General features: G+C 46.4%; 18 protein-coding genes. 10 read left to right on the top strand and 8 right to left on the bottom strand.

The genetic code is table 11. The features are described 5' to 3' along the window. Positions 1-17: 17 nt before the first annotated feature. Positions 18-1,586, bottom strand: a complete 1,569-nt coding sequence (locus AK963_RS01050) for an ATP-binding response regulator (protein ID WP_066013321.1) — start codon at positions 1,584-1,586, stop codon at positions 18-20. 464 nt (positions 1,587-2,050) lie between these two features. Between AK963_RS01050 and AK963_RS01045 the strand changes: the two genes are divergently transcribed. Both AK963_RS01045 and AK963_RS01040 read left to right on the top strand, forming a co-directional pair. Next, on the top strand, positions 2,051-2,947 hold the full coding sequence (locus AK963_RS01045; RefSeq protein ID WP_175404402.1) for an SDR family oxidoreductase: 897 nt from the start codon (positions 2,051-2,053) through the stop codon (positions 2,945-2,947). A 12-nt stretch (positions 2,948-2,959) separates the two neighbouring features. Then, positions 2,960-3,697 (top strand): FAD-binding oxidoreductase, encoded by a 738-nt coding sequence (locus AK963_RS01040; protein WP_066013315.1) that lies wholly within the window; start codon positions 2,960-2,962, stop codon positions 3,695-3,697. Here the strand turns inward: AK963_RS01040 and AK963_RS01035 are convergent. Then, positions 3,682-4,914 (bottom strand): bifunctional DedA family/phosphatase PAP2 family protein, encoded by a 1,233-nt coding sequence (locus AK963_RS01035; protein ID WP_066013314.1) that lies wholly within the window; start codon positions 4,912-4,914, stop codon positions 3,682-3,684. The two genes, AK963_RS01040 and AK963_RS01035, sit on opposite strands and share 16 nt — an antisense overlap. Before the next feature lie 103 nt (positions 4,915-5,017). Here AK963_RS01035 and trmH point away from each other — a divergent pair, with 103 nt between their 5' ends. From trmH to AK963_RS01000, 6 genes are all read left to right on the top strand, one after another. After that, positions 5,018-5,704, top strand: coding sequence for a tRNA (guanosine(18)-2'-O)-methyltransferase TrmH (gene trmH / locus AK963_RS01030; protein WP_066013312.1), 687 nt, complete (start codon positions 5,018-5,020; stop codon positions 5,702-5,704). A 117-nt stretch (positions 5,705-5,821) separates the two neighbouring features. Next, a complete protein-coding gene (tesB, locus tag AK963_RS01025; RefSeq protein WP_066013311.1) occupies positions 5,822-6,697 on the top strand; it encodes an acyl-CoA thioesterase II in 876 nt (291 codons plus the stop codon). 315 nt (positions 6,698-7,012) lie between these two features. Then, positions 7,013-8,113 (top strand): polysaccharide deacetylase family protein, encoded by a 1,101-nt coding sequence (locus tag AK963_RS01020; RefSeq protein ID WP_083232376.1) that lies wholly within the window; start codon positions 7,013-7,015, stop codon positions 8,111-8,113. A 47-nt stretch (positions 8,114-8,160) separates the two neighbouring features. After that, the gene (locus tag AK963_RS01015) at positions 8,161-8,592 is read left to right on the top strand and encodes a c-type cytochrome (RefSeq protein ID WP_066013309.1); all 432 of its coding nucleotides are present in this window, start codon (positions 8,161-8,163) and stop codon (positions 8,590-8,592) included. A 729-nt stretch (positions 8,593-9,321) separates the two neighbouring features. Continuing rightward, entirely contained in the window at positions 9,322-9,630 is a 309-nt protein-coding gene (locus tag AK963_RS01005; RefSeq protein ID WP_066013306.1) for a hypothetical protein, read from the top strand. 58 nt (positions 9,631-9,688) lie between these two features. Continuing rightward, positions 9,689-10,627, top strand: coding sequence for a hypothetical protein (locus tag AK963_RS01000; RefSeq protein ID WP_066013304.1), 939 nt, complete (start codon positions 9,689-9,691; stop codon positions 10,625-10,627). Here AK963_RS01000 and AK963_RS00995 read toward each other — a convergent pair. Further along, entirely contained in the window at positions 10,595-11,218 is a 624-nt protein-coding gene (locus AK963_RS00995; protein WP_066013302.1) for a flavin prenyltransferase UbiX, read from the bottom strand. The two genes, AK963_RS01000 and AK963_RS00995, sit on opposite strands and share 33 nt — an antisense overlap. 40 nt (positions 11,219-11,258) lie before the next feature. Continuing rightward, a complete protein-coding gene (gene mpl / locus AK963_RS00990) occupies positions 11,259-12,641 on the bottom strand; it encodes a UDP-N-acetylmuramate:L-alanyl-gamma-D-glutamyl-meso-diaminopimelate ligase (RefSeq protein ID WP_066013374.1) in 1,383 nt (460 codons plus the stop codon). 450 nt (positions 12,642-13,091) lie between these two features. On the opposite strand from mpl, the gene AK963_RS00985 reads away from it, so the two are divergent. Continuing rightward, positions 13,092-14,357, top strand: a complete 1,266-nt coding sequence (locus tag AK963_RS00985; RefSeq protein ID WP_066013300.1) for a 6-phosphofructokinase — start codon at positions 13,092-13,094, stop codon at positions 14,355-14,357. A gap of 16 nt (positions 14,358-14,373) precedes the next feature. Here the strand turns inward: AK963_RS00985 and AK963_RS00980 are convergent, their stop codons facing one another. From AK963_RS00980 to AK963_RS00965, 4 genes are all read right to left on the bottom strand, one after another. Beyond that, positions 14,374-15,708, bottom strand: coding sequence for a two-component system response regulator (locus tag AK963_RS00980; RefSeq protein WP_193790996.1), 1,335 nt, complete (start codon positions 15,706-15,708; stop codon positions 14,374-14,376). 68 nt (positions 15,709-15,776) lie between these two features. Next, positions 15,777-16,364 carry a chemotaxis protein CheB gene (locus AK963_RS00975; protein ID WP_066013298.1) on the bottom strand — a complete coding sequence of 196 codons (588 nt, stop codon included), beginning with the start codon at positions 16,362-16,364 and terminating at the stop codon, positions 15,777-15,779. Then, positions 16,361-17,200 carry a CheR family methyltransferase gene (locus AK963_RS00970; RefSeq protein ID WP_066013297.1) on the bottom strand — a complete coding sequence of 280 codons (840 nt, stop codon included), beginning with the start codon at positions 17,198-17,200 and terminating at the stop codon, positions 16,361-16,363. Before AK963_RS00970 ends, AK963_RS00975 begins: the two co-directional genes overlap by 4 nt. Then, positions 17,197-21,384: a response regulator gene (locus AK963_RS00965; protein ID WP_066013295.1), complete on the bottom strand. Its 4,188-nt coding sequence runs from the start codon at positions 21,382-21,384 to the stop codon at positions 17,197-17,199. The genes AK963_RS00970 and AK963_RS00965 overlap by 4 nt, the downstream gene beginning before the upstream one ends. A 168-nt stretch (positions 21,385-21,552) precedes the next feature. Between AK963_RS00965 and AK963_RS00960 the strand changes: the two genes are divergently transcribed. Then, positions 21,553-22,035 (top strand): DUF2165 family protein, encoded by a 483-nt coding sequence (locus AK963_RS00960; RefSeq protein ID WP_083232375.1) that lies wholly within the window; start codon positions 21,553-21,555, stop codon positions 22,033-22,035. The last annotated feature ends 90 nt before the right edge of the window (positions 22,036-22,125 follow it).

The raw sequence follows: 22,125 nt of genomic DNA, 5'->3' as shown, positions 1-22,125 counted from the left end.
TTTAAGCAGCCATATTATCAGTCTGCAATCGGCATGGTAAATTCAAATATCGTCCCACCTTCAGGGTGGCGCTGAAATGTCAGCCGACCACCATGGGACTGTATAATGGAGTGACATACCGTCAGCCCAATACCCATACCATCAGCCTTGGTCGTATAAAACGGAGTAAACAGTTTTTCTTCGGCATCATCAGCCAGACCATGGCCGCGGTCAATTACCGACACTTTAACAAAGTTATCATCCAGTTTTTCTGTACGAACATAGACTCCGATATTTCGAGTATCCATATCTCTCATCGCTTCCATGCCATTTCGAATCAGGTTCAATGCCACCTGCTGGATCTGCACAGGGTCAACCTTGACATTAGGAAGTCCCTCTTCCTGCTCCAGATGAATTTCCATATGGTTGTTACGAGCGTCGACTTCTGCAAGCTTGTAAGTATCCTGAATCAAACGGTTTGGATCGACACTGCCCAGAACATGGTCCGGTTTCTTCACAAAAGAACGAATACGCGCAATGATTTCACCGGCCCGCCTGGCCTGGGTATTTACTTTTTCCATGGCCTCAGTAAGACCAAGATCATCTTCCAGTTCCAGCCGAGCCAACATTCTTCTGGCCACCTGGGCGTAATTGGAAATCGCTGTCAGCGGCTGGTTTACCTCGTGTGCAAAGCCAGCTGCCATCTCACCCATAGTGCTCAAACGGGACACATGCGTCAGCTGCTCTTTCTGGCTTTCCAATTCATCCAGAGCCTTCTGCAGAGCTTCCTGCTGCCTTTTTTTCTCGGAAATATCTCTGAAAACAACCACTGCACCACTTGGGGAGCTGTTTTCCATAATAGGGGTACAGGAAAAATCCACCGGAAACGGAGAGCCGTCACTGTGCAGAAAAGTGGCATTCTCAACAGTTTTACTGACACCTTTGATCAGGGATACCTCAATAGGTGCCAGCGGGCCTGATAGATTCGACGGGGTATTTCTATCTCCTTTCATCAACTGAATCAGGTTCTGACCAGTCAGCTGCTCTATAGACCAGCCTGTCATGGCAGACGCTGCAGGATTGGCAAAGGTAATCAGTCCCAATCGATCAAGCCCAAATATCCCCTCATTCATGCTTTCCAGAATGCGGGCCTTATCAGCCTCCAGCTGACGATTTCTCGCTGAAAGTGCCTGCTCAAGCTTATGAATTTTCAATTGGGTCTGAACACGAGCTATCACCTCTTCAGCCTGAAAAGGTTTGGAGATAAAGTCCACAGCACCGGTTTCAAGTCCCCTGACCTTGTCTTTGGTATCGTCCAGAGCCGACAGAAAAATCACCGTGATATTCCGAGTTTCAGGGCTTTCCTTTAGCCGGTGACAAACCTCATAACCGTCCATACCAGGCATCATAATATCCAGCAATACCAAAGCAGGCTTTGCCTTACCGGCAATTCTCAGTGCACTCTCACCATTCTTGGCAATGAGAAGCTTATAGCCACGGCCACTGAGGGTTTGCAGCAATACCTGCAAATTCGTCGGATTGTCATCCACAAGAAGAATACGCTCTTCTTCTTCATGTTGCTCTACAGGAGCTTCAGCCAAATACATCGTCAGCAGACCCTGATGTCAGAAGGTTCATTCAAATGCCTTTGCGTGAAAGCGTCATGCCGGAACCCCTTTGATCCCAGATTTCATGCCCTGTTAACCTATACAACGCCCCCAGGAAAACAGCACGCTTGCACTTACCGTTCATGGCAATTATCGAAAAAAGTTACTTAGGCTCTGTTGGCATAAGTTTGAGCTGAGCCTGCAAACTTATGCCAACAGAACCTATGACTGCAGGAGATAAATATACAGCCAATGTAAAAATAGACGGAAATAAGTGGCTTATCTTACTATAACTTCGGCTTTTATTAGAGGCCTTACTGCCATCAGTCACTCTGGCTAATGTCTTCGACGCTGAGAATTCTTTTCCTGAGCAGCCTCATTCATGTTTCAATAGAACTATTTCGCGTATTGATCCAAGGGTATTTATTTACCCTTGATCATTGACTCATAACGGCCGAATGCTTATGAAAATACTATTGGTTGGCGGTACCGGACTGATCGGCCAGGAAGTGCAACATTTATTCCTTGAAAAGCAGATCAGGTGTATCGCTCCGGGAAGGGATGAATTAAATCTCGAAAATCCTGAGTCCATTGATTCGTGCCTGAAAAAATACCAGCCAGACATCGTGGTCAACTGTGCAGGTTATAACGATCCGGTTAAGGCAGAAAACGAGCCATCAAAATGCTTTCGTATCAACCGGGATGCTATGGCTACATTGGCTGACTGCTGCAACCGGCAGAATGCAATTCTGGTATATATTTCAACGTACCGGGTTTTTGATGGCACCAAAAAGGAAGCTTATACCGAGAAAGATATACCTAACCCTTCCGGAGTTCTGGCAACCAGCCGATGGCAGGCAGAACAGCAAATCAGTGAGCGTTGCCCAAAGCATATTATTCTTCGTCTCTCCTGGGTCATTAGCTACCGACGCACCAACCTTTTGAAGTACCTTCTCGACCAGATCAGCAGAGAGCAGGAGGTTGCTGTCGTATCCGATCAACAGGGGTGCCCTACACCCAGCGAAGATGCGGCAAGAGTCATTGTAGCGATTATCCAGCAACTGGGCTGTGGTGCTGAACCCTGGGGTACCTATCATTATGCCGGAGCAGAGTCTATCTCTGAAAACCGTTTTGCCGAAGCCGTCATTTCTGAGGCATCACAATATCAGGACCTGAAAATCCGAAAATTGCGGATGGATAAGCTTAATGATCGAAATGGTATTCAGGCACCAGCCAATGCAACCCTCTCCTGCCGAAAAATTTTAAGTACATTTGGTGTTCATAATAAAACCTGGAGAGGAAGCCTCTCACGGATGATCAAAAGCTATTATGGAAGCAGTACGCCTGAAATAACTTCATGAGGATAGCCATTAATGCCCGGTTCTCTTTTATCCGCAAAACTAGTTAATACTGAACAGATCAGTTCCAATACACTGCAGCTAAGTTTTGAGTTGGTACAGGACGAAAGAGAATGTTTCACTTTTATTGCCGGACAATTTGTGCAGCTACAATTTGAAATTGATGGAAAAATCTATAAACGAAGTTACAGCATTGCCAACACACCAGACGACTTTAAGGCAACCAGACAGCTTGAAGTTGCTCTCAGTCTGGTCAATGGGGGCGTTGCTTCTGAGCTGTTCAAGAAAGCAGCCCCCGGAACCGAACTCAATATCGCAGGCCCATTTGGGGCTCTGACACTTCCTGAAACATTTCCAGGGCAGCTCATTCTGGCAGGAACAGGCACGGGGATTGCGCCATATCGCAGCATGATTCCACAACTGAAAGCTCTGACAGATAAGGGAACACCTGTCACTGTTTTGATGGGATTCAGATATCGAGAGGAAAGCATTTACTCTGACGATTTTGCGCAACTGTCAAACATAAAGCACCGCACCTGTTTAAGCCGCGAGTCCCGCTTAAACACTGCTGAATATGAGTATGCTGGCCATGTGCAAGACCAGTTTGATGCCCTCAACCTGAACCCTGAGGAAGATGTGGTTTACCTCTGTGGAAACCCCTGCATGATTGATGATTGCGTGACAATTCTCAGAGATCGAGGGCTGTCCCCCCGACAAATCAAACGGGAAAAATATGTTTACTCCGGGCACTGACTCCGCTTTTCAGCCCAGCTTTTCATCTTAAGAGCAACCAGCGCCCAGAATAAACCAAGGCACATTCCCGTCACTACATCGCCAAACCAGTGAACCTGCAAAACGAGTCGGGAAAAAGCTTCAATCATAACCAGCCCCAAAGCCACACTTGCCCATAGCCACTGGATCTTAAATGAACGACTTGCTCCCAACAGGACAGCAAAAGAAAACAGTACATATGCAGTAGCTGTTGTATGACCAGAAGGGAATGCATACGGGTCCAGCCCTGTCACTACTTGAGGCCTTTCATTGTCTGCCAGCCATTTGATAAGCCAGACAGAGCAAGCCATTGATACTCCACCACAGAGCAAACAGAGCAGGGCTATAAGCCGATTAGAACGGTAAAGCCAGAAGAAGCCCCCTGCGGAAAAGGTAATCAAAACAGGGATGCTGCCCATCTGAGTCACCCAGTACATAACCTTTTGCAACCAGGGTAATTGAACCGCTGTCAGCCATTCATAGGCATATTGATTGACGCTTTCCAGCAAGCCAGCCCCGTTAGAAAAAACAAGTGCAGCAAGAAGCCCTGATACAAGTACCAGATAATAGATAAGCCGGGGTTTGAAGTGGCGATGAACACTGATCAGCAATGGAGGAAACAGAATAGCAATACATATGATGGCTAGCAGCATAACCATCAATTGATCGGGTACTTTATCATGCCACTGAAGTGCAGCTCCCGTCAGGTAACCTGGAAGCAGGTAAACAGGAGACCAGGCAAGGGCGGAGAGAAAATTAACGGTAAAAAAGTACGTGGGAGCCATCCCCATCATACCCGCTACTGCAGGTATGATGGGGCGAACAGGTCCAACAAAGCGTCCTATCACAACACTTAAAATGCCATACTTCCTGAAGAAATCCTCGCCACCATCCAACCACTGTGGATGACGATTAAAAGGCCACCAGCATCTGACTCGCTCGTGGTAATAATATCCAAGCAGGTAACTGATTCCATCCCCAACAATAGCTCCCAGAAAAGCCCACAATAGGATTGGATAGATAGAAATGGAAGACGCCCCGGCAATAGCCGCTAATGCAAACAGCATGGCAACGCCTGGCAGAACAATGCCCACAGCAACCAGTGATTCCAGACAGGCAACCATTGCTATAGCAGGACCAATCCAGCCAGTATTCTGCTGCAGCCATACATGAATGGCATCAAAATAAGCGTTATCCATCACTTACCGGAACCTTCGTGGGACATACCTTTCTATCGATTTGGACTGATATGTCACCAGGGTTAGACTGAGGTTTCATTCTAATAGATTACCGGAAATAATCATGACACCGGAACGTTACCAGAAGTTTTGCGAGGTTCTTAATCGAAGACAGCCCGACCTTACGGTTTTAACCGACCAGGTTCATAAAACCCACAATTTATCCGCCATTATCAGAACCTGTGATGCCGTTGGTATACACGAATTGCATATGACCCAACCTAAGAGGGGCTACAGGCAATACCGAAGGCGATCTATGGGCAGCCACCGCTGGGTTGAAATACATGACCATGGCACCATTGATGATAGCGTATCCCATCTGAAAAAAAGGGGGTTCAAACTGTTTGCCGCTCACTTTTCCTCCCAAAGCATTCCATTTTATCAGGTAGACTTCACTCAACCCTGCGCCATCATTCTTGGGGCCGAAAAAGATGGCATCAGTCCGGAGGCAGCTAAGCTGGCAGATGAACATATCATCATCCCCATGGTGGGCCAGGTGGCGTCATTCAACGTTTCAGTTGCTGCAGCCATTATCCTGGTAGAAGCTCAACGTCAGCGGGCAGAAAAAGGCTTGTATAACAGCCGCCGGCTAAATGAAGAAGTATATCGAAAAACCCTGTTTCGCTGGGGTTATCCTGAGTTAACCCGTTACTGTGATGAGCGTAATCTGGATTACCCTGAAATTGACGACAATGGGCAATTGGTTAATCCTTCGTATTGGTACAGTCAGGTTTGCAAAGCAAGCCTCTGAGTTTTAACAACGCCATTTTTATAGGGTAAATGCGAGCCTGTTGTTATCCTATTACCCAAAGCACCAACACAATCTGCAGCCAATCTCATAAACGGCATGCAATCAGGGAGTTACAGGATGAGTGATGTACTGGAAGAGCTCGTTAACCTACTGAAACTGGAGCCCATTGAAAACAATATATTCCGGGGCCAGAGCCAGGATCTTGGTTGGGGGCGGGTATTTGGTGGACAGGTATTAGGACAGGCGCTGTCTGCGGCCAGACAGACAGTAGATCCTGAACGTCATGTTCATTCCTTCCATAGCTATTTTCTTCGCGAAGGCGATAGCAGCAAGCCGATTGTTTACACGGTTGACTGTATTCGTGATGGCAGAAGCTTCAATACCCGCCGGGTAGTAGCCATTCAAAATGGTCGACCCATTTTCAATCTGTCTGCTTCCTTTCATTTAAACGAAAGTGGTTTTGAGCATCAGGACTCAATGCCAAACGTAATATCTCCGGATGAAGCTCTGAGCGAAAAAGCCCTGATTCAAAGGCACAGTGACTTAATCCCCAAGCCTCTCCAGCAACGACTGCTCAGCGATACTCCCATCGAGATCCGCTTTGCAGACCCTGTTGATCCACTGGCAGAAAAAACCAGAGCTCCAAATCATAAAATATGGATAAGAGCCAACGGAAAACTACCTGACAACCCAGGGCTCCACAAATACCTTCTGGCCTATGCCTCAGATTTTCAGTTCTTATCCACCTGCCTGTACCCCCATGGGGCTGCCACTTTCCAGAAACCCATTCAAATAGCCAGCTTGGACCACGCCATGTGGTTCCACCGCTCATTCAGAATGGATGAGTGGTTACTTCACTGCGTTGAAAGTACTACTGCCAGTGGCGCCAGAGCACTGGTAAGAGGCCAGGTATTTAATCAGGCTGGAGAGCTGGTGGCGTCTACGACCCAGGAGGGTCTTGTCAGGCCAATCAGAACTCAGACCAAGGTCTAAAGGCAGAACCAGCTAACCATTTATAAACTTTTAATTGTTCGCTATTGAAACTTTGACCACCGATCAGCCCCTGCCCTTGCTGACCGGTGGTTTTTTTTGTCCAGAGAATGTTCAACATTCAACAGGTAATGCCCCTAGGTATCTGAATAGCTGGAAATGGTAGTTAGTACGATAGTAAATCTCCCTCCCTGAAGGTTAAAATTCCAGGAAAACCCTATTAACCTGAAGCTGAATATTCAGACTACTGCCAGCACCCCCTTGATGCAGCAGATGGAACGAAGCCAGCTAGATGGCAAACCATCATAAGGAAATACTGTGAGCTTTTCTTTTCTGTTTAAGCCTGTTGTCGGTAAATTAAGGCAATTCATACCTTACATATTCGCAATACTCTCTATAATCTCGGTCTCTAGTCAGGCAGCCAGCTCTGCAGTCATACTGCAATATCACCATGTCAGTGATGAAACCCCGAGAATAACCAGCGTCACTCCTGAAACATTCAAGAAACATATCAACTATCTTGCTGAGAATAATTTCAATGTAATGCCCTTAGTTGATGTGATTGAGGCGCTCCGCAATAAAAAGGCGTTACCGGAAAGAACGGTCACCATCACTTTTGACGATGCATATCTGAGCATTTATACCAATGCTTTTCCAATCCTCAGGGAACATGGCTTTCCATTTACTATTTTTGTGACTCCAACACCTGTGGATAAAAACTATCAGAAGTTTCTCAGCTGGGAGCAACTACGGGAAATGACGGCAGCTGGTGCCACCCTGGCAAATCACACCATGAGCCACGTCCACAGCGTAGAAAAGCTTCCTGGAGAAACCAAAGCACAGTGGCTCTCACGGTTCAGGCTGGACCTGGAATTGACAGAAGCCAGGATCCAGGAAAAAACCGGTCACAGTGTTAAAATGTTTGCCTGGACTTTTGGCGAAACCACCCCAGAGCTCCGAGCTACACTGGACGAAATGGGTTATGTTGGCTTTGGTCAGCAGTCCGGAGCTGCCGGTGAATATTCTGACTTCACCCGCCTGCCCCGTTTTCCCATGGCCGGTATTTATGGGGTGAATGACTTTGCCATTAAAGTCAAAAGCAAGGCTCTACCAGTAACCAGCCAAAGCCCCGACTCATCACTGATTACTCAGGATAATCTTAAGCCCGTACTGGAACTGACTCTGGAAAAGGGTGACTACCAGAAAAAGCAGCTTAGGTGCTATGCCTCTGGACAGGGTGAGCTGAAGGTTACCTGGTTAGACGAGGGGATGACCCGCCTCAGCACACAAGCGAATAAACCATTGCCAGTAGGGCGCACTCGCTACAACTGTACAGCGCCATCCAACAGCGGCAGGCACTATTACTGGTATTCACACGCATGGCTCAGACTAACAGATGAAGGTAAAGCCCTGGATTGAAAAAGCTGAATGACTGCTAACATGCATTAACGAACATTGAGTGGCTTATGGGTTCTGCGATCCGTCACATAAGCCACTTTGCCTCATTAATAGACCCCTTCAATTACAGTGAAGTTGGTGCACTGATGAAAATAGCCTTAAAAATCAAAAAAATAGTACCAGCGGCTCTTTTTTTGCTGACGGGATGCACTGAACAGCAGTCTGCCACACAAATTCAGTCGCCTCCCAAGCACCTTGAAGCAGCACAGGCAAAAGCAATGCAGCTCTGTGCAGGATGTCATGGCCCGACAGGTATCGGTACTACGCCATTTAACCCGAATCTGGCCTGTCAGAAAAAAGAGTATATGGTTAAGCAGCTTCAATACTACCGAAATGGCTCAAGATCCACTCATAAACCTATGAGTAATATCGCCAGACTATTATCAGAAGAGGAAATCGAGAGTGTTAGCGAGTGGTACTCAATTATCGGGTGCTTATAAAGACCGTCCAAATTGGGGTATCCCCAGGAATTTAAAGAATCTTACAGCCCCCCATTAAAATTAGTTTTTCAATCAGTTAGACCATAATTTATTCACTTTTTAAAACGCCATGGGAACCTTAATTACATAAATAGGTCATAAGTACCAAAGTGGAATAATTAAGTGTACTCAAAATGACCTCACCACCCCAACCTACAGGCAGCACTTTCTGCCTCCCCACCTCTGGTATCAGAGATCTAAATAACAATACTCAGGAAAGTAGTTCTGGCTTTGGCAGGAAGGTCAGAAACTTTTTTACCAAAAGCCATATGCCATCCAGCTCTTCAGAAGAGCGTACCGCATGGGAAAACATTTCTAACTTTTTCAAAGGCCTTTATGAGCGAGCAGTGAAGCTTGTAAATTACGTCAGCAGACACATTGGCAGCATTTTGCCAGACTATCTTCTGGCAGTTGGCACAGGAAGCGCGGTAGGGCTTGCCATAGGGCTTCTTACGCCTATCGGGCCTCTGTGGGGAACTCTTGGAGGTTATCTGATCGCTAGCGGTTTTCATCTCTGCGTTGAATGTAATAAAGATCGAGATAAACCCGATACATCACAAACTATCATGGTTTAACCCAGCATGGGGGAGTCTATTCCCCCGTTTTTATTTTCCCAGCTTGAATCCCGTCCCACAGCAACTAGTTTTATATATGTACTCGTTTTTTATCTCTACAGGCATGGAGCCCCTCATGGAAGAGCAAAACATCAAAAAACTGGCACTTATCATATCTGCTAACTGCATTCGTCAATCAACCATTGAAGAGTGTCAGAAAAAAGGACAGATAAATGACCAACAGGTGAATCAGATCAATAAAGAAATGTCTGATCGAATCTTTACCTTCCTGACCTACCTGCTGCAAAAGCCTGCTGATGAATATACCGTCATGATGGAAGCGATGGCAAAGCATTACCCAGAGAACTGGGAACAGCCTGAGCTGAGTCAGCTTATTCTCCAGCAACAGGCTCAGACAGCTACATCTGCGTCAACTCAGCATTAATAATCCGTTACTCAGAGAAGCAGCTATGCTTGTCCCTGCGCAATCAGGGACAAAAACAATGCCCGGCAGGAATAGTCAATTCAATTACCAATGGTTTCTGGTAGGGACACTGATGTATCTTTCCATGCTTTCCCAAGCCGATACAGTCGATCCAGGTCAAAACTATAAAGCGCTCTCTCTAACGCTGGATGAACTGCTAACGGAGCTGCGCGTCCCCCATGACAATACTCTGGAGTCAATGATTGATACCAGCCAGATCTGGCGCAGAAAACCAGGGCAGGAACGGTGGGAATTACCAAAGCTGGACATTCCACAAAACAAAGGGCACAGGGCATTTTATCTGCTAGAAAAGCTTGGGCTCATATCCCCTATAGCTCCATCAAGCACGCAATATGATTATGCACTGCTACTGGGCGCCACTGCCCCCGGCATGAAACGAAGGCTGGACTATCTGGCTTACTGGTGGAGCCAGGGTGTCCGATTCAAGCACCTGATTTTCCTGGTTGGCCAACGCCCTCTCACCCCAGGGGTTGATTACCTGGATATTCTAGTAAGAAAACCTGACAACAAGAACCTGGATCCCTTTCCTTTTACCGAAACAGAGGCGGCAATAATGCTGCATCAACTGGCGCCTATGCCAGAAGCAATGAGAGCCCTGCCAGTAGAGTTCATTGATACGCCAAGGGCCTGGAGGAACGGACTCTGGCAAAGGCCCAATACCCGCGACACCCTCAAGCAGTGGGTAAAAGCAGGCCCGCTACCAGGAACTGCTCTGATTATCTCAGACCAGCCCCATGGGGTTTACCAGAAAGAAGTGGTAAGACAGGAGCTACCGGGTTTTGCGATTGATCTGGCGGCGGGTCCAGCAGACCCGGCAACAACTCTGCCCATCTACCTGGATGCCCTTGCATTGTGGCTTTACAACCTGAAACCGTTTATCCCCGGTGCTGAGCAAGCAGCCTCTTCAGAGACAGTGATCACCCCAGGACGGCATTAACTCCTGGGGGATCCCCAGCTGATCCAGTATCCGGGCAACAATAAAATCAACCATGTCCCCCACTGTTTCAGGTCGGTTGTAAAAACCTGGAGAGGCTGGAAGAATAACACTCCCCATTCGGCTCAATTTCAACATATTTTCCAAATGGATTTCAGAATAAGGTGCTTCCCTGGGCACTATGATCAATTTACGCCGCTCCTTTAAGACAACCGTTGCTGCCCGCTGTGTCAGATTATTACTTAAACCACAGGCAATGGCTGACAAGGTTCCGGTACTGCAGGGACAAATCACCATTGAGCTGGGAGCACCACTGCCTGAAGCGACAGGCGACATCCAGTCATCTTCACCAAACACACGAATCTGTTTAGGAGCAGCTCGATATCGATCAGTAAAGTATTGTTCGACAACATCCGGTGTATCACCAAGCTCCAGATCCATTTCTGTTGCCAGAACCACTTTTGCAGCCTTGGAAACCAGAACAAAAACCTGCCTTTCCGCGGCAACCAGGCACTCAAGCAGCCGCAGCCCGTACTGGGCTCCGGAAGCACCCGTGATGGCTAATGTTACCCTTTCGGGATTTGATGGACTCATAACTCTACTTCCAACCTTATTTTGCTGTAACCCAGAGCAATCAAGCCTCGGCCTTTACCTTAAGCTTTTCTTTCAACCCACTGGCGATACGGCCATGAATTCCCTCAAATCCGCCATTACTCATCACCAGCAAATGGTCACCAGCTGAAGCGGTATCAACCAGATAGCGAACAATAGCTTCCGTCGAGCCCATAACCGATGACTTTACAGGACTACCCTGTACTAACTCTGTCAATGGCCAGTCAAGTCCCTGCGGTTTAAACCAGATTACTTCTGAAGCCAGTGCGGTAGAAGCAATTAATGTCTCCTGATGCACCCCCATTTTCATCGTGTTTGATCTGGGCTCAATGATCACGCGAATATTTGCATTTTCACCCAGTTTGGCCCTCTGCCCGGCCAGAGTGGTTGCTATAGCCGTTGGGTGATGGGCAAAGTCATCATAAATCCGTATGCCTTCAATCTCCTCGACCATTTCCATCCGTCGCTTTACTCCCTGAAAGACAGAAAGCGCCTCACAGGCTATATCTGGTAAAACCCCGACATGATGAGCCGCTGCAATGGATGCCAGAGCATTGGCAACATTATGGTCACCTTCCTGCTTCCAGTTAACGGTTCCGGCAACAATGCCTTTATGCAAAACCTGAAAGTGGCTGCCATCTCCACTGACTGGTGCGGCTTGCCAGAGACTTTGACAGCCACCCAGATCTTCCTGCTCAGACCAGCAGCCCATAGCCATTACATTTTCGATCTCGGGAGCATCAGCAGGATAGATAATTCGACCAGTGCCTGGAATTGTCCTGACCAAATGATGGAACTGCCGCTGAATAGCGGCAAGATCATCAAAAATATCTGCATGGTCAAATTCCAGATTATTGATGATCAATGTTCGTGGGTGGTAGTGAACAAACTTTGAGCGTTTATCAAAAAAAGCGGTGTCGTACTCATCCGCCTCAATAACAAAAAAAGGGGTGTTACCGAGTCTTGCTGAAATCCCAAAATCCTTGGGTATGCCCCCAATCAGAAAGCCCGGAGACATGCCTGCATACTCCAGTATCCAGGCAAGCATACTGCTCGTACTGGTTTTACCGTGGGTACCGGAAGCGGCCAATACCCAGCGATCAGGGGCTATGTACCTGGAAAAAAATTCAGGGCCTGAAACGTAGGGAAGCCCCTTCTCTAACACATGCTCTACAGCAGGAATCCCCCGTTTCATGGCATTACCAATAACCACAAGATCCGGTGACGGGCTGAGCGCTTCAACACCGTACCCCTGAAATAATGAAATACCCTGTTCTTCCAGTTGTGTACTCATCGGAGGATATACGTTCTCATCAGAGCCTGACACCTTAAATCCAAGCTCTCTGGCAAGAATTGCCAGACTTCCCATAAAAGTTCCACAAATACCCAGAATGTGTATGTGCATTCCCATTTTCTCCAAAAAAAGTGCTCCAGATTCAGGCTCTGCTGACATCAGGCTGCATGCTCATTGCCTCGTATAGCCCCGTGCTCAAACCAGTGAGCCTATGACGTTATGACAAGAACATGAAAAACATTGGTACTTATGAACATCAGATTATTCCTGTGCGCTCGTGCCAGGCCACGAATGCTCTGGTTCGAGCTTAACCAGCAACCTTATGTCACAGACCTAGGGGGTGGGCAGCACTTAACAGCCCCTGAAGTCCCTGATACCAGAATTTTGACATTGTTTTTGCCTTATGCGCAAAAGGACGTTGACATCGAAAGGCCATCAGCTCATAAAATTGATACATAACAACGAACCCGACAAAGCGCTACCAATAAGCTCTCGATCGGGTATCATCTGCAATCAGCCAAAAACACAAAACAACACATAGCAACACCCGGAATTTAACCGATGACATTGAAGCACGCTTTTTACGCACAGTCTGGCGGTGTTACCGCTGTTATCAATGCCAGCGCCTGTGCGGTTATTGAAACAGCTCGTCGTTACCCGGATAAAATCAGTAAAGTCTACGCAGGCCATAATGGCATCCTGGGAGCTTTGCGTGAGGAGCTTATCGACACCTCATATGAGTCCGATGAAACAATTGGCGCATTACTAAGGACTCCCGGCGGCGCCTTTGGTTCCTGTCGTTACAAGCTGAAATCGTTCGAAGAAAGTGAAGCGGAATATCGTCGGTTAATTCAAGTATTTCAGACTCATAACATCGGCTATTTTTTCTACAACGGTGGAAATGACTCCATGGATACTGCCTGGAAAGTTTCCCAGCTCAGCGAAAAAATGGGGTACCCGATTACCTGTATCGGAGTGCCCAAAACCATCGATAACGACCTGGCAGTTACTGATAACTGTCCGGGCTTTGGCTCTGCGGCAAAATACCTTGCTGTATCAACCAAAGAGGCCAGCCACGATATTGCTTCAATGTGCGATACATCAACCAAGGTGTTTGTCATGGAAGTCATGGGAAGACATGCTGGCTGGCTGGCGGCAGCTACTGGCCTTGCTGCGCGACAGGATGGAGATCCTCCACATATTATCATCTTCCCGGAACTGCCACTGGACAAGGAGAAGTTCCTGAAAAAAGTGAACGAAACCGTTAATAACCAGGGTTATTGCGTTATCGTCGCTTCAGAGGGCGCAAAGTATAACGATGGCAGTTTTATCTCGGCATCAACAACCGTAATCGACTCCTTTGGACATCAGCAGCTCGGGGGAGTGGCTCCTGCTCTATGCAATATGATTAAACAGGAGCTGGGATACAAATACCACTATGCCGTAGCTGATTATCTGCAACGTTCTGCCCGACACATAGCATCTCGGGTTGATGTAGAACAGGCATACGCCGTCGGTAAAGCTGCGGTAGAACTTGCGGTGACCGGTCATAATGCTGTGATGCCAGCGATTATTCGTGAGTCTGACCTGCCTTATCGCTGGGCAATCAAAGAAGTTCCCCTGGAAAAGGTAGCCAATTTTGAGCGGAAAATGCCCCTTGATTTTATTAATCAGGAAGGCTTCAACATTACGTCAACCTGTCGGGATTACCTTGAGCCATTGATAGAGGGAGAGGAGTACCCAGCCTACCTCAATGGGTTACCCCGCTTTGCAAGACTGAAGAAAGTTTTTGTAGAAAAGCAGCTTAATACACCCTTTGAAGTGTAAATTAGCTTTATTAAATTCATTGGTTAAGGTCGGAGTAACATCGAAAGTCATTCCGACCTTCATTCTTCGCTACATACATGGCTTCATCTGCCGCCTTGATCAAACCATCAGCATCACTTCCATTCTCAGGATAAAATGCAATTCCAATGCTGGTTCCTACTTTTCTGGAAGAATCTCCCAGTTCATGGGGTTCCTTAAGTACGTCAAGAATTTTATTGGCAACCGTTATGGCATCTTCCGAGGTCTTAACATCATCCAGAACCACGGCAAACTCATCACCACCGAGTCTGGCAATTAAGTCAACCTTACGGATACAGCCCTCAAGACGATTTGCAACACTGGACAGTAACTGATCGCCTGCATCGTGGCCAAGCTGATCATTGATCTCTTTAAAATGGTCGAGATCCAGGAACATTACCGCTGTATTATTATGGTAGCGGTCACTTCGATCCATTGAGGACTGAAGAAATTCTTTGAATAACGTTCGGTTAGCCAGACCTGTCAGGCTATCATACTTAGCCATTCTCAATAGCTGATCTTCCATCTGCTTGCGCTCAGTTATATCCTGAAAGACAAACACCGCTCCCTGAACGGAGTTCCTGGTATTAACGATGGCAGCAATATTGAACTCTGCCGGAAACCTTCCCTGGCTCACGTTTATTAATTCAGTGGATCGCTTAAGTGTCCCGCCTTTTTCAAGACACTCACGATAAATATCCGACCTCTGCCATTGATCCTGAGCTGTTTCACCAGCAGCGGTATCAAAAAGAAACTGGCTGATATGCTGATCCAGAAAAGCGTCTTCAAGACCTCCTAACAATTCACAGGCCGTCGGATTGATAAAGGTAATTTTTCCCTCTTTATCTACCCCTACAATACCCTCTCCTGCGCAGTCCAGAAGCAGCTTGTTTTTCCGGCTGATCCATCGAAGCTCCCTGGTGACCTGTTCAAGCTCCAGCCGCTGTTCCTCCAGTTGTAAAAATACTTTCACCTTACCCAGAAGTATTTCCGGAACAATCGGCTTAGGTAAATAATCAACAGCGCCCGACTGATAACCTTTGGCTACGTAGTTATGATCTTTATTAATCGCAGTAACAAAAATAATGGGGATATTGGCAGTTTGCTTATTACTGTGAAGCAATGTAGCCGTCTCAAAACCATCCATGCCAGGCATCTGTACGTCGAGAAGAATCACTGCAAAGTGATGGGCCAGAACTTCAGACAGAGCCTTCTCTCCAGAATCTACCTTATGGATTTCTGCCCCCAGCGGCTTTAGTAACTTATCCATAGCCAACAGATTTTCCGGACGATCATCCACAACCAGAATTTTGACGTTGTTATTTATCTCCATACCAGACATTCCCTGTCTCACTTCTGAAAGCAAAGTTTCACTGGCCTATGCACTGTAAGTTGGAGAAATCAGATGCAGCCAATCTGATCCAGAAAGGCTGGAATTTCCTCCAGCGTCATCAGGTGATCTACACAGCCTGTATCCAGTGATGCCTTGGGCATAACCCCCATTTCAGCACTCTTGGGACATTGAACTACTGTACTTCCCCCAAAACTTTTCACTGCTCGAATACCATCGGCACCATCCCGATTAGCACCAGTTAAAACAACGGCAACCAGACCCTTTCCATAGATTCTGGCTGCTGACTGAAATAACACATCAATAGATGGGCGAGAATGAGCAACAGGAGCTTCAAGATTCAGGCTGAGAATATCCGGCTCCTCTACCAGCATATGGTAGCCAGCAGGGGCAAGATAAATCGTTCCAGGCTGTATTCGGTGCTTATCTTTTGCCACTTTGACTGGCAATGTGCTCTGCCGGGCAAGGACACGGAGCATGCCCCTATCATCATTTAATCCTACATGCTTGGTGACCAGTATGGGCAATCGGAAGTCCTCACCAAGCTCACTGAAGAGATACCCTAAAGCATTAATCCCCCCTGCTGATGCTCCCAGCACAACAGCTCTGGGCTTCCCATCAACTGAAGAAAGACTCACGAGCTAAGTTTCCTGTATATTCGAAACCTGTTACTGACATCTTCAAGGTGATTTCTGATCTGACTGAACTTCAGATTCTCTCTTCGTCCGATACAGAGAAACCCCCTAGGGCATAAACTGTCGTTAATGAGCGTTAAAGCCCTGTCCTGCAACTGTTCATTAAAATAAATAAGTACATTGCGGCACATCACCAGATGCATTTCGCCAAAAACCCCATCCGTCACCAGGTTGTGATTCGCAAACGTCACCCGTTCCGACAAACGACTATTGACCTTGATTGAGTCATAGAGGCTGACCCAATAATCACTGAGCTTGTTCTTCCCACCTGAAAGGCTGTAATTATTCTCATAAAGTTCAATATCTTCCGCAGGATAAATCCCCTTTTTCGCTAATTTCAATGCATCATCATTAAAGTCGGTCGCGTAAATCTGGCAGCGATCCAATATGCCTTCCTCTTCCAACATGATTGCCATAGAGTACACTTCCTGACCGGAAGCACACCCTGCATGCCATATCTTTATAAACGGATAGGTCTTGAGCACAGGGATGACCTCTTCCCTCAAGGTTTTAAAAACATCCGGATCCCTGAACATTTCAGTAACAACCACAGAAAGGCTTTTCACAAATCGATAAAATGCACGATTATCGTGCAGGAACAGTGGAATCAACTCACTGATATGACTGATACCAGCCTGCTCCATGTATTTTTTTACCCGTCGAATCATTGATGCCTTGGCATAGTCATGAAAGTCATAGCCGTAGCGCGTCTTGACAGCGTCCAGCAGTAAATCGAGTTCCAGTCGTTCCAGATCAGCTACAGTGCAAGTCTCAATCATCGAAGCAGCCACACCTTCAGCATTGCTGTCAGCTTGTCCATATCCAGAGGTTTAGTCATGTAATCATTAGCTCCCGCCTCAAGACATTTTGCCTTGTCACCAGCCATGGCCTTGGCAGTCAGGGCTATTACAGGAAGCTCTTTAAATTCATTCATTTGCCGAATAGTGGATGTGGCTTCGTAACCATCCATAATCGGCATCATAATATCCATTAACACCAGCTCTATGCCCTCTTCTTCCTCAAGCTTGCTGATCGCATTTTTGCCATTGTCTGCGAGCACAACTTCCAGCCCCATGCCTTGAAGGGCTTTGGAAAGAGCAAATGTATTTCTCAAATCATCATCAACCAGCAGAATCTTGTGTCCATCCAGGCTCTTCTCAGACCCGGTCACAGGTTCATCCGGAGTATCATCTATTTGATCCTTATTGACGGTATGCAAGAACAGGCTGACTTCATCAGTGATTCTTTCAAAGGCTCTATCACCCTTCATCACCATGGCATTGGTGAATTCCTGCAACCGGGAGTGCTCTGCCTTATCAACAGGGTGCGCGGTGTGAATCACCACTGAAGGCATATCTGGCCCCAGCTTGCCTTTCATTTTTTCCAGAAACTCCAGCCCACCTGTATCACCCAACTCCAGATCCATAATCAGGCAGTGCCACTGGTGGTCATCAAGCTCTTTCTCGGCCCCCGCTACAGAGCTGGCATATCCCACATGAAGACCTTTTTGCTCCAGCATACTTCCTACTTGAGATCTCTGCTCTTCATCCAGATCAAGAATCAGCACATCGCGAATATCCTGACTAATTGCCTTCTCAAGTGTCATAAACGCTTTATCAATATCAGCGACACTCACGGGCTTCATCAGGTAGCCAACAGCTCCCAGGCTGGAAACTGATCCTGGATCCCGTCCCGAAACGATATGTACCGGTATATGCCGGGTTGCATCATCACTTTTTAAATGCCTAAGTACCTCCTGACCATCCATATCCGGCAAGCCTAAGTCCAGAATGATCGCAGATGGCTGGTACTTCCGGGCCAGAGCAACTCCCTGCTCTCCAGTCGATGCATACAAACAACCAAAGTGATGCTTACCCGCCAATTGAGTAAGAATGGCAACAAAGTGGGGGTCATCCTCAATAACCAGCACCTGGTAATCAAACGCTTCCATCACAACAGGCTCAGGTACCTCAGCCCCTGGCTCATCATTTTTTGGGGACTCTTGAGAGACAGCCTCTAGCTCATCGGCTCCAAAAGACTGATCAAACACATCTGGGACATAGTTTTCTGCCAGCACTTTCTCAGGACTAAGAGAACATACTGGATTGGCGGGCAGAAAGAGAGTAAAGACCGTCCCTTCACCTTCCTTACTTTTCAGTTCAATAAAGCCCCCCAGAAGTTCTGCCATCTCTCTGGAGATTGCCAGCCCAAGCCCGGTTCCCCCATATTTTCGGCTGGTAGATCCATCAGCCTGCTGGAATGATCCAAAAATGGATGCCTGCTTCTCTTTGGGAATCCCAATCCCACTGTCTTTAACAGCAAAACCAATCCACATATCTTCTGAAAAACGGCCAGCTCGGGTTTCATTAAACATTCTTACCCGAACACTCCCTTCCTCGGTAAACTTGAAAGCATTAGAAAGAAAATTCTTAACAATTTGCATTAGCCGTTGGCTGTCAGTAAAAACAGACTTACTTGCACCTCTCTCTATACTGACCTGGAATTGCAGATTCCTATTTTCCGCCAGAGGGTTAAACATAGTCTCAATGCTGCCTTTGATCTCCTTCAAGGGCGTATCATCAAGATTTACCGACATTTTGCCTGCTTCAACTTTGGACAGATCAAGAATGTCGTTGATCAGCGACAGTAACTCCTTACCTCCGTTGTAGATAACCTGTGCAGACTCCACCTGATCTTCTGTCAAGTTGCCTTCTTCGTTCTCTGCCAGCATCTGTGAAAGGAGCAATAATGAATTCAATGGTGTGCGGAGTTCATGAGACATATTGGCAAGAAACTCAGATTTATATTTACTGGCCCGGGCAAGCTCCTCTGCCTTTTCCGTCACTTTTTTACTGGACAGCTCAATATCTTTATTTTTTCGCTCAATTTCCTCTTTCTGAGTCATCAGCTGTTCACTGAGTTCTTCCAATTCAGCATTGGATTTCTGCAACTCTTCACTTTGTGCTTTAAGCTCTTCCTCAGACTCTTCCAGAATACCGGCTCGTTTTTCCAGCTCTTCATTGACTGAACGTAATTCTTCTTTTTGCTCTTTCAAAGCCTCTGACTGCTGAGTGGTCGTATCCAGGAGCTGATTTACCCGAGTTCGATACTGAGCAGAGTTAATCGCAATGGCGATACTTTCAACGGAGTAATCAAGAAACAAACTTTGTTCATCCGTCATTGGGCCAAGCCGGGCAAACTCAAAAACTCCTTTTAATTCATTCTCATAGCACAGTGGAACAATGATTAGATGAGCCGGTTTGGCAGAGCCAAGTCCGGACGCAATTTCCATGTAACCATCAGGTACATTGGTTATCTCTATCACTTCTCTTTCAAGTGCTGCCTGGCCAATCAGTCCTTCACCAACTTCAAAACTGTTCGCGTGCTGATTGCGCTTGCGCCAGGCATAGGTTCCCATCAACCGCAGGTGATTTTTATCATCCTTCACAAACATTGCGCCGGAATGCATATCCAGATATCGGGCAATATAGATCGCGATGTTATTGCACAATTCAGCCATATTCTGCTCACCACGAACACTGTTGTGCAACCCTGCCATGCCCTCCTGCAACCAGTTTTTTCGAATATTTTCATCACTGACGATTCGCAGCCTATCGGTCATCTGGGCAAAACTGCGACTGAGTTCGCTGATCTCATTACTCCCTTTCAGTACACTGCCTTCTTCATAATCACCTGCTGCAACACGATTGACCCATCGGGTAATCAACCGAATAGGCTTGACCAGTTGGCGCGTAACAAATAGAGCAATAACAACCACCAAAGCAAATGTGATTGCAATAAGAACAAAAAGGCGTTTCCGAAAATCCTGAACGGATGCAAAAGCATGTCGATGAGTTACTTCCGAAAGCATCGCCATCGGTGTTCCGGCAATATTAATTGGCAGATAGATTCCAAGAACCTCTTCACCATGAATATAACTTCGTATATGACTTAAACTGGCTTTTGCAGCCCGATTCAATACGTTCTCCTCATCCAGGCTTAAAGAGTCAAAATCCCCTGACATTAATTCCAAGTCATGATCATGCTCTCCAGCTGGCTCATGAGCATGACCACTATCTGAAGTAAATCCATCAAAATGAGCATCATCCTCTCTATAACTCCCATCATCCTCGAGATGGCTTAACCATAAATTAATAAGCGGGTTATCCTCCTCAAATATCAGCTGTTTTTGATTTTCAAACTGGGTACCAAAGCGAATTTTACGATCCTTACCAACCAAAAATGAGGAGAGCCCCGCTACATTTGACTCACCACTGTCAAACATAACCTGAATATTCTTCGGGTGAATTTGAACCGCAATAAAGCCAACAGCTTTCTGGAAGGAATCAGCAAGCGGCAATACTAAAAAGACGACTTTCTCATTGCCTATCGGCGGATAGGCAGCAAGATCTGCGTACTTCGGCTGCTGATCATAAAGACTGTCTTTAACAGCCTGAGAAAAAAGGGTATTTTCCAGCTCTGAAGAAAATAGATTCTTTCCTAAATCGCTGTATTCATTAACAGTGTAAAGAATATTCCCTGCCGCATCGCCCAGAATCACATCGGAGTAATCATAGAATCGAAGAAAATCCACATACTCCATGGAGTACTTTTCATATATATCCCCGTACTCTCTGGAGTTAATAAATTCAGATACCGACTGTGTTTTAAAGCCAGGGGTCGACACCAACTCCGCGATAAATGCTTCGGAAGATGATGCCATAATGAATAAATTGGTTAATACCGTATCAAAGTATTCATTAATGCGTTGAGTCAACTGAAAGTTGACGGATGAAAGTTGATCATAACGATCTTTAACGATTGCCTCTTTTCCCGTCTTATACTCATTCAATCCAACAATAACAACAGGCCCAATGGATAAAACAATAAACCAGAGAAAAAGTGTAAGTGCCAGACCACCCTTCTTTCGCCGACCGTTTTCACTGGGTGATTCTGAACTCATGGTCTAACCTCTGTGCTTTACCAAAAGGTGGAAATTGGTACTTTGCCATCTCTTATTAATCGTTAATTTGCACAAAAAAATTAGGGCTCTATTCGTTAAGAGACAAAGAAAGATCCAATGAAAAGATGGTAATCAACGACTGCCTATGAAATGAGGATGAGGTAATAAGTGGATACACTGAATATGTGCAAGACAGTCATGGTGGCTCTGGTAGCCAGTTATATCACCATGGTTTTTTTCAATAATGTTACGGATTACTCAACAAACCTGAGTTATATCCAGCATGTGATGACAATGGACTCTTTACCTCAGGACTCCTCCCATCACTGGCGATCCATCCAATTACCCCAGCTTCACCATGTGGCTTATCTTTTTATTATTATTCTCCAACTCCTTTCATCAGCACTCTGCTGGAAAGGATTTCTACAATTTCTTCGTCACACGAACAGGGAAAGTGTTATATCAGCCAGACAAACATCCAGTCTGGGGCTGGTATTGGCATTTGGTATATGGTTTGGAGGTTTTTTCGTTATTGGAGGGGAGTGGTTTCTTGCATGGCAAACCCCTTGGGGAGGACTATCCAGCGCCAGCCGGATCCTCATAGCCATTGGAGTAACGCTGATATTTATCAACTTGCCGGATGACTATTGAATCAGTATTCCAAGGGTAACCAGGGAACCCGCTAAAACACTCATCGAGCTGGCTAACATCAATACTTCCATTGTGGTCAGCTTATCGTAT

The sequence above is a fragment of the Endozoicomonas atrinae genome (assembly GCF_001647025.1).
Taxonomy (GTDB): domain Bacteria; phylum Pseudomonadota; class Gammaproteobacteria; order Pseudomonadales; family Endozoicomonadaceae; genus Endozoicomonas; species Endozoicomonas atrinae.
The sequence above is the reverse complement of the archived record's forward strand: the minus strand, read 5'-3'. Positions and strand labels throughout refer to the sequence as shown.

Excerpts from the sequence above, each read along its gene's own strand:
- AK963_RS01045 (WP_175404402.1), top strand. The coding sequence starts at position 2,051 with ATGAAAATACTATTGGTTGGCGGTACCGGACTGATCGGCCAGGAAGTG.
- trmH (WP_066013312.1), top strand. The coding sequence starts at position 5,018 with ATGACACCGGAACGTTACCAGAAGTTTTGCGAGGTTCTTAATCGAAGA.
- mpl (WP_066013374.1), bottom strand. The coding sequence starts at position 12,641 with ATGCACATACACATTCTGGGTATTTGTGGAACTTTTATGGGAAGTCTG.
- AK963_RS01035 (WP_066013314.1), bottom strand. The coding sequence starts at position 4,914 with ATGGATAACGCTTATTTTGATGCCATTCATGTATGGCTGCAGCAGAAT.
- AK963_RS00970 (WP_066013297.1), bottom strand. The coding sequence starts at position 17,200 with ATGATTGAGACTTGCACTGTAGCTGATCTGGAACGACTGGAACTCGAT.
- AK963_RS01005 (WP_066013306.1), top strand. The coding sequence starts at position 9,322 with ATGGAAGAGCAAAACATCAAAAAACTGGCACTTATCATATCTGCTAAC.
- AK963_RS00995 (WP_066013302.1), bottom strand. The coding sequence starts at position 11,218 with ATGAGTCCATCAAATCCCGAAAGGGTAACATTAGCCATCACGGGTGCT.
- AK963_RS00985 (WP_066013300.1), top strand. The coding sequence starts at position 13,092 with ATGACATTGAAGCACGCTTTTTACGCACAGTCTGGCGGTGTTACCGCT.
- AK963_RS01000 (WP_066013304.1), top strand. The coding sequence starts at position 9,689 with ATGCCCGGCAGGAATAGTCAATTCAATTACCAATGGTTTCTGGTAGGG.
- AK963_RS01050 (WP_066013321.1), bottom strand. The coding sequence starts at position 1,586 with ATGTATTTGGCTGAAGCTCCTGTAGAGCAACATGAAGAAGAAGAGCGT.
- AK963_RS01040 (WP_066013315.1), top strand. The coding sequence starts at position 2,960 with ATGCCCGGTTCTCTTTTATCCGCAAAACTAGTTAATACTGAACAGATC.
- AK963_RS00980 (WP_193790996.1), bottom strand. The coding sequence starts at position 15,708 with ATGGAGATAAATAACAACGTCAAAATTCTGGTTGTGGATGATCGTCCG.
- AK963_RS01015 (WP_066013309.1), top strand. The coding sequence starts at position 8,161 with ATGGGTTCTGCGATCCGTCACATAAGCCACTTTGCCTCATTAATAGAC.
- AK963_RS00965 (WP_066013295.1), bottom strand. The coding sequence starts at position 21,384 with ATGAGTTCAGAATCACCCAGTGAAAACGGTCGGCGAAAGAAGGGTGGT.
- tesB (WP_066013311.1), top strand. The coding sequence starts at position 5,822 with ATGAGTGATGTACTGGAAGAGCTCGTTAACCTACTGAAACTGGAGCCC.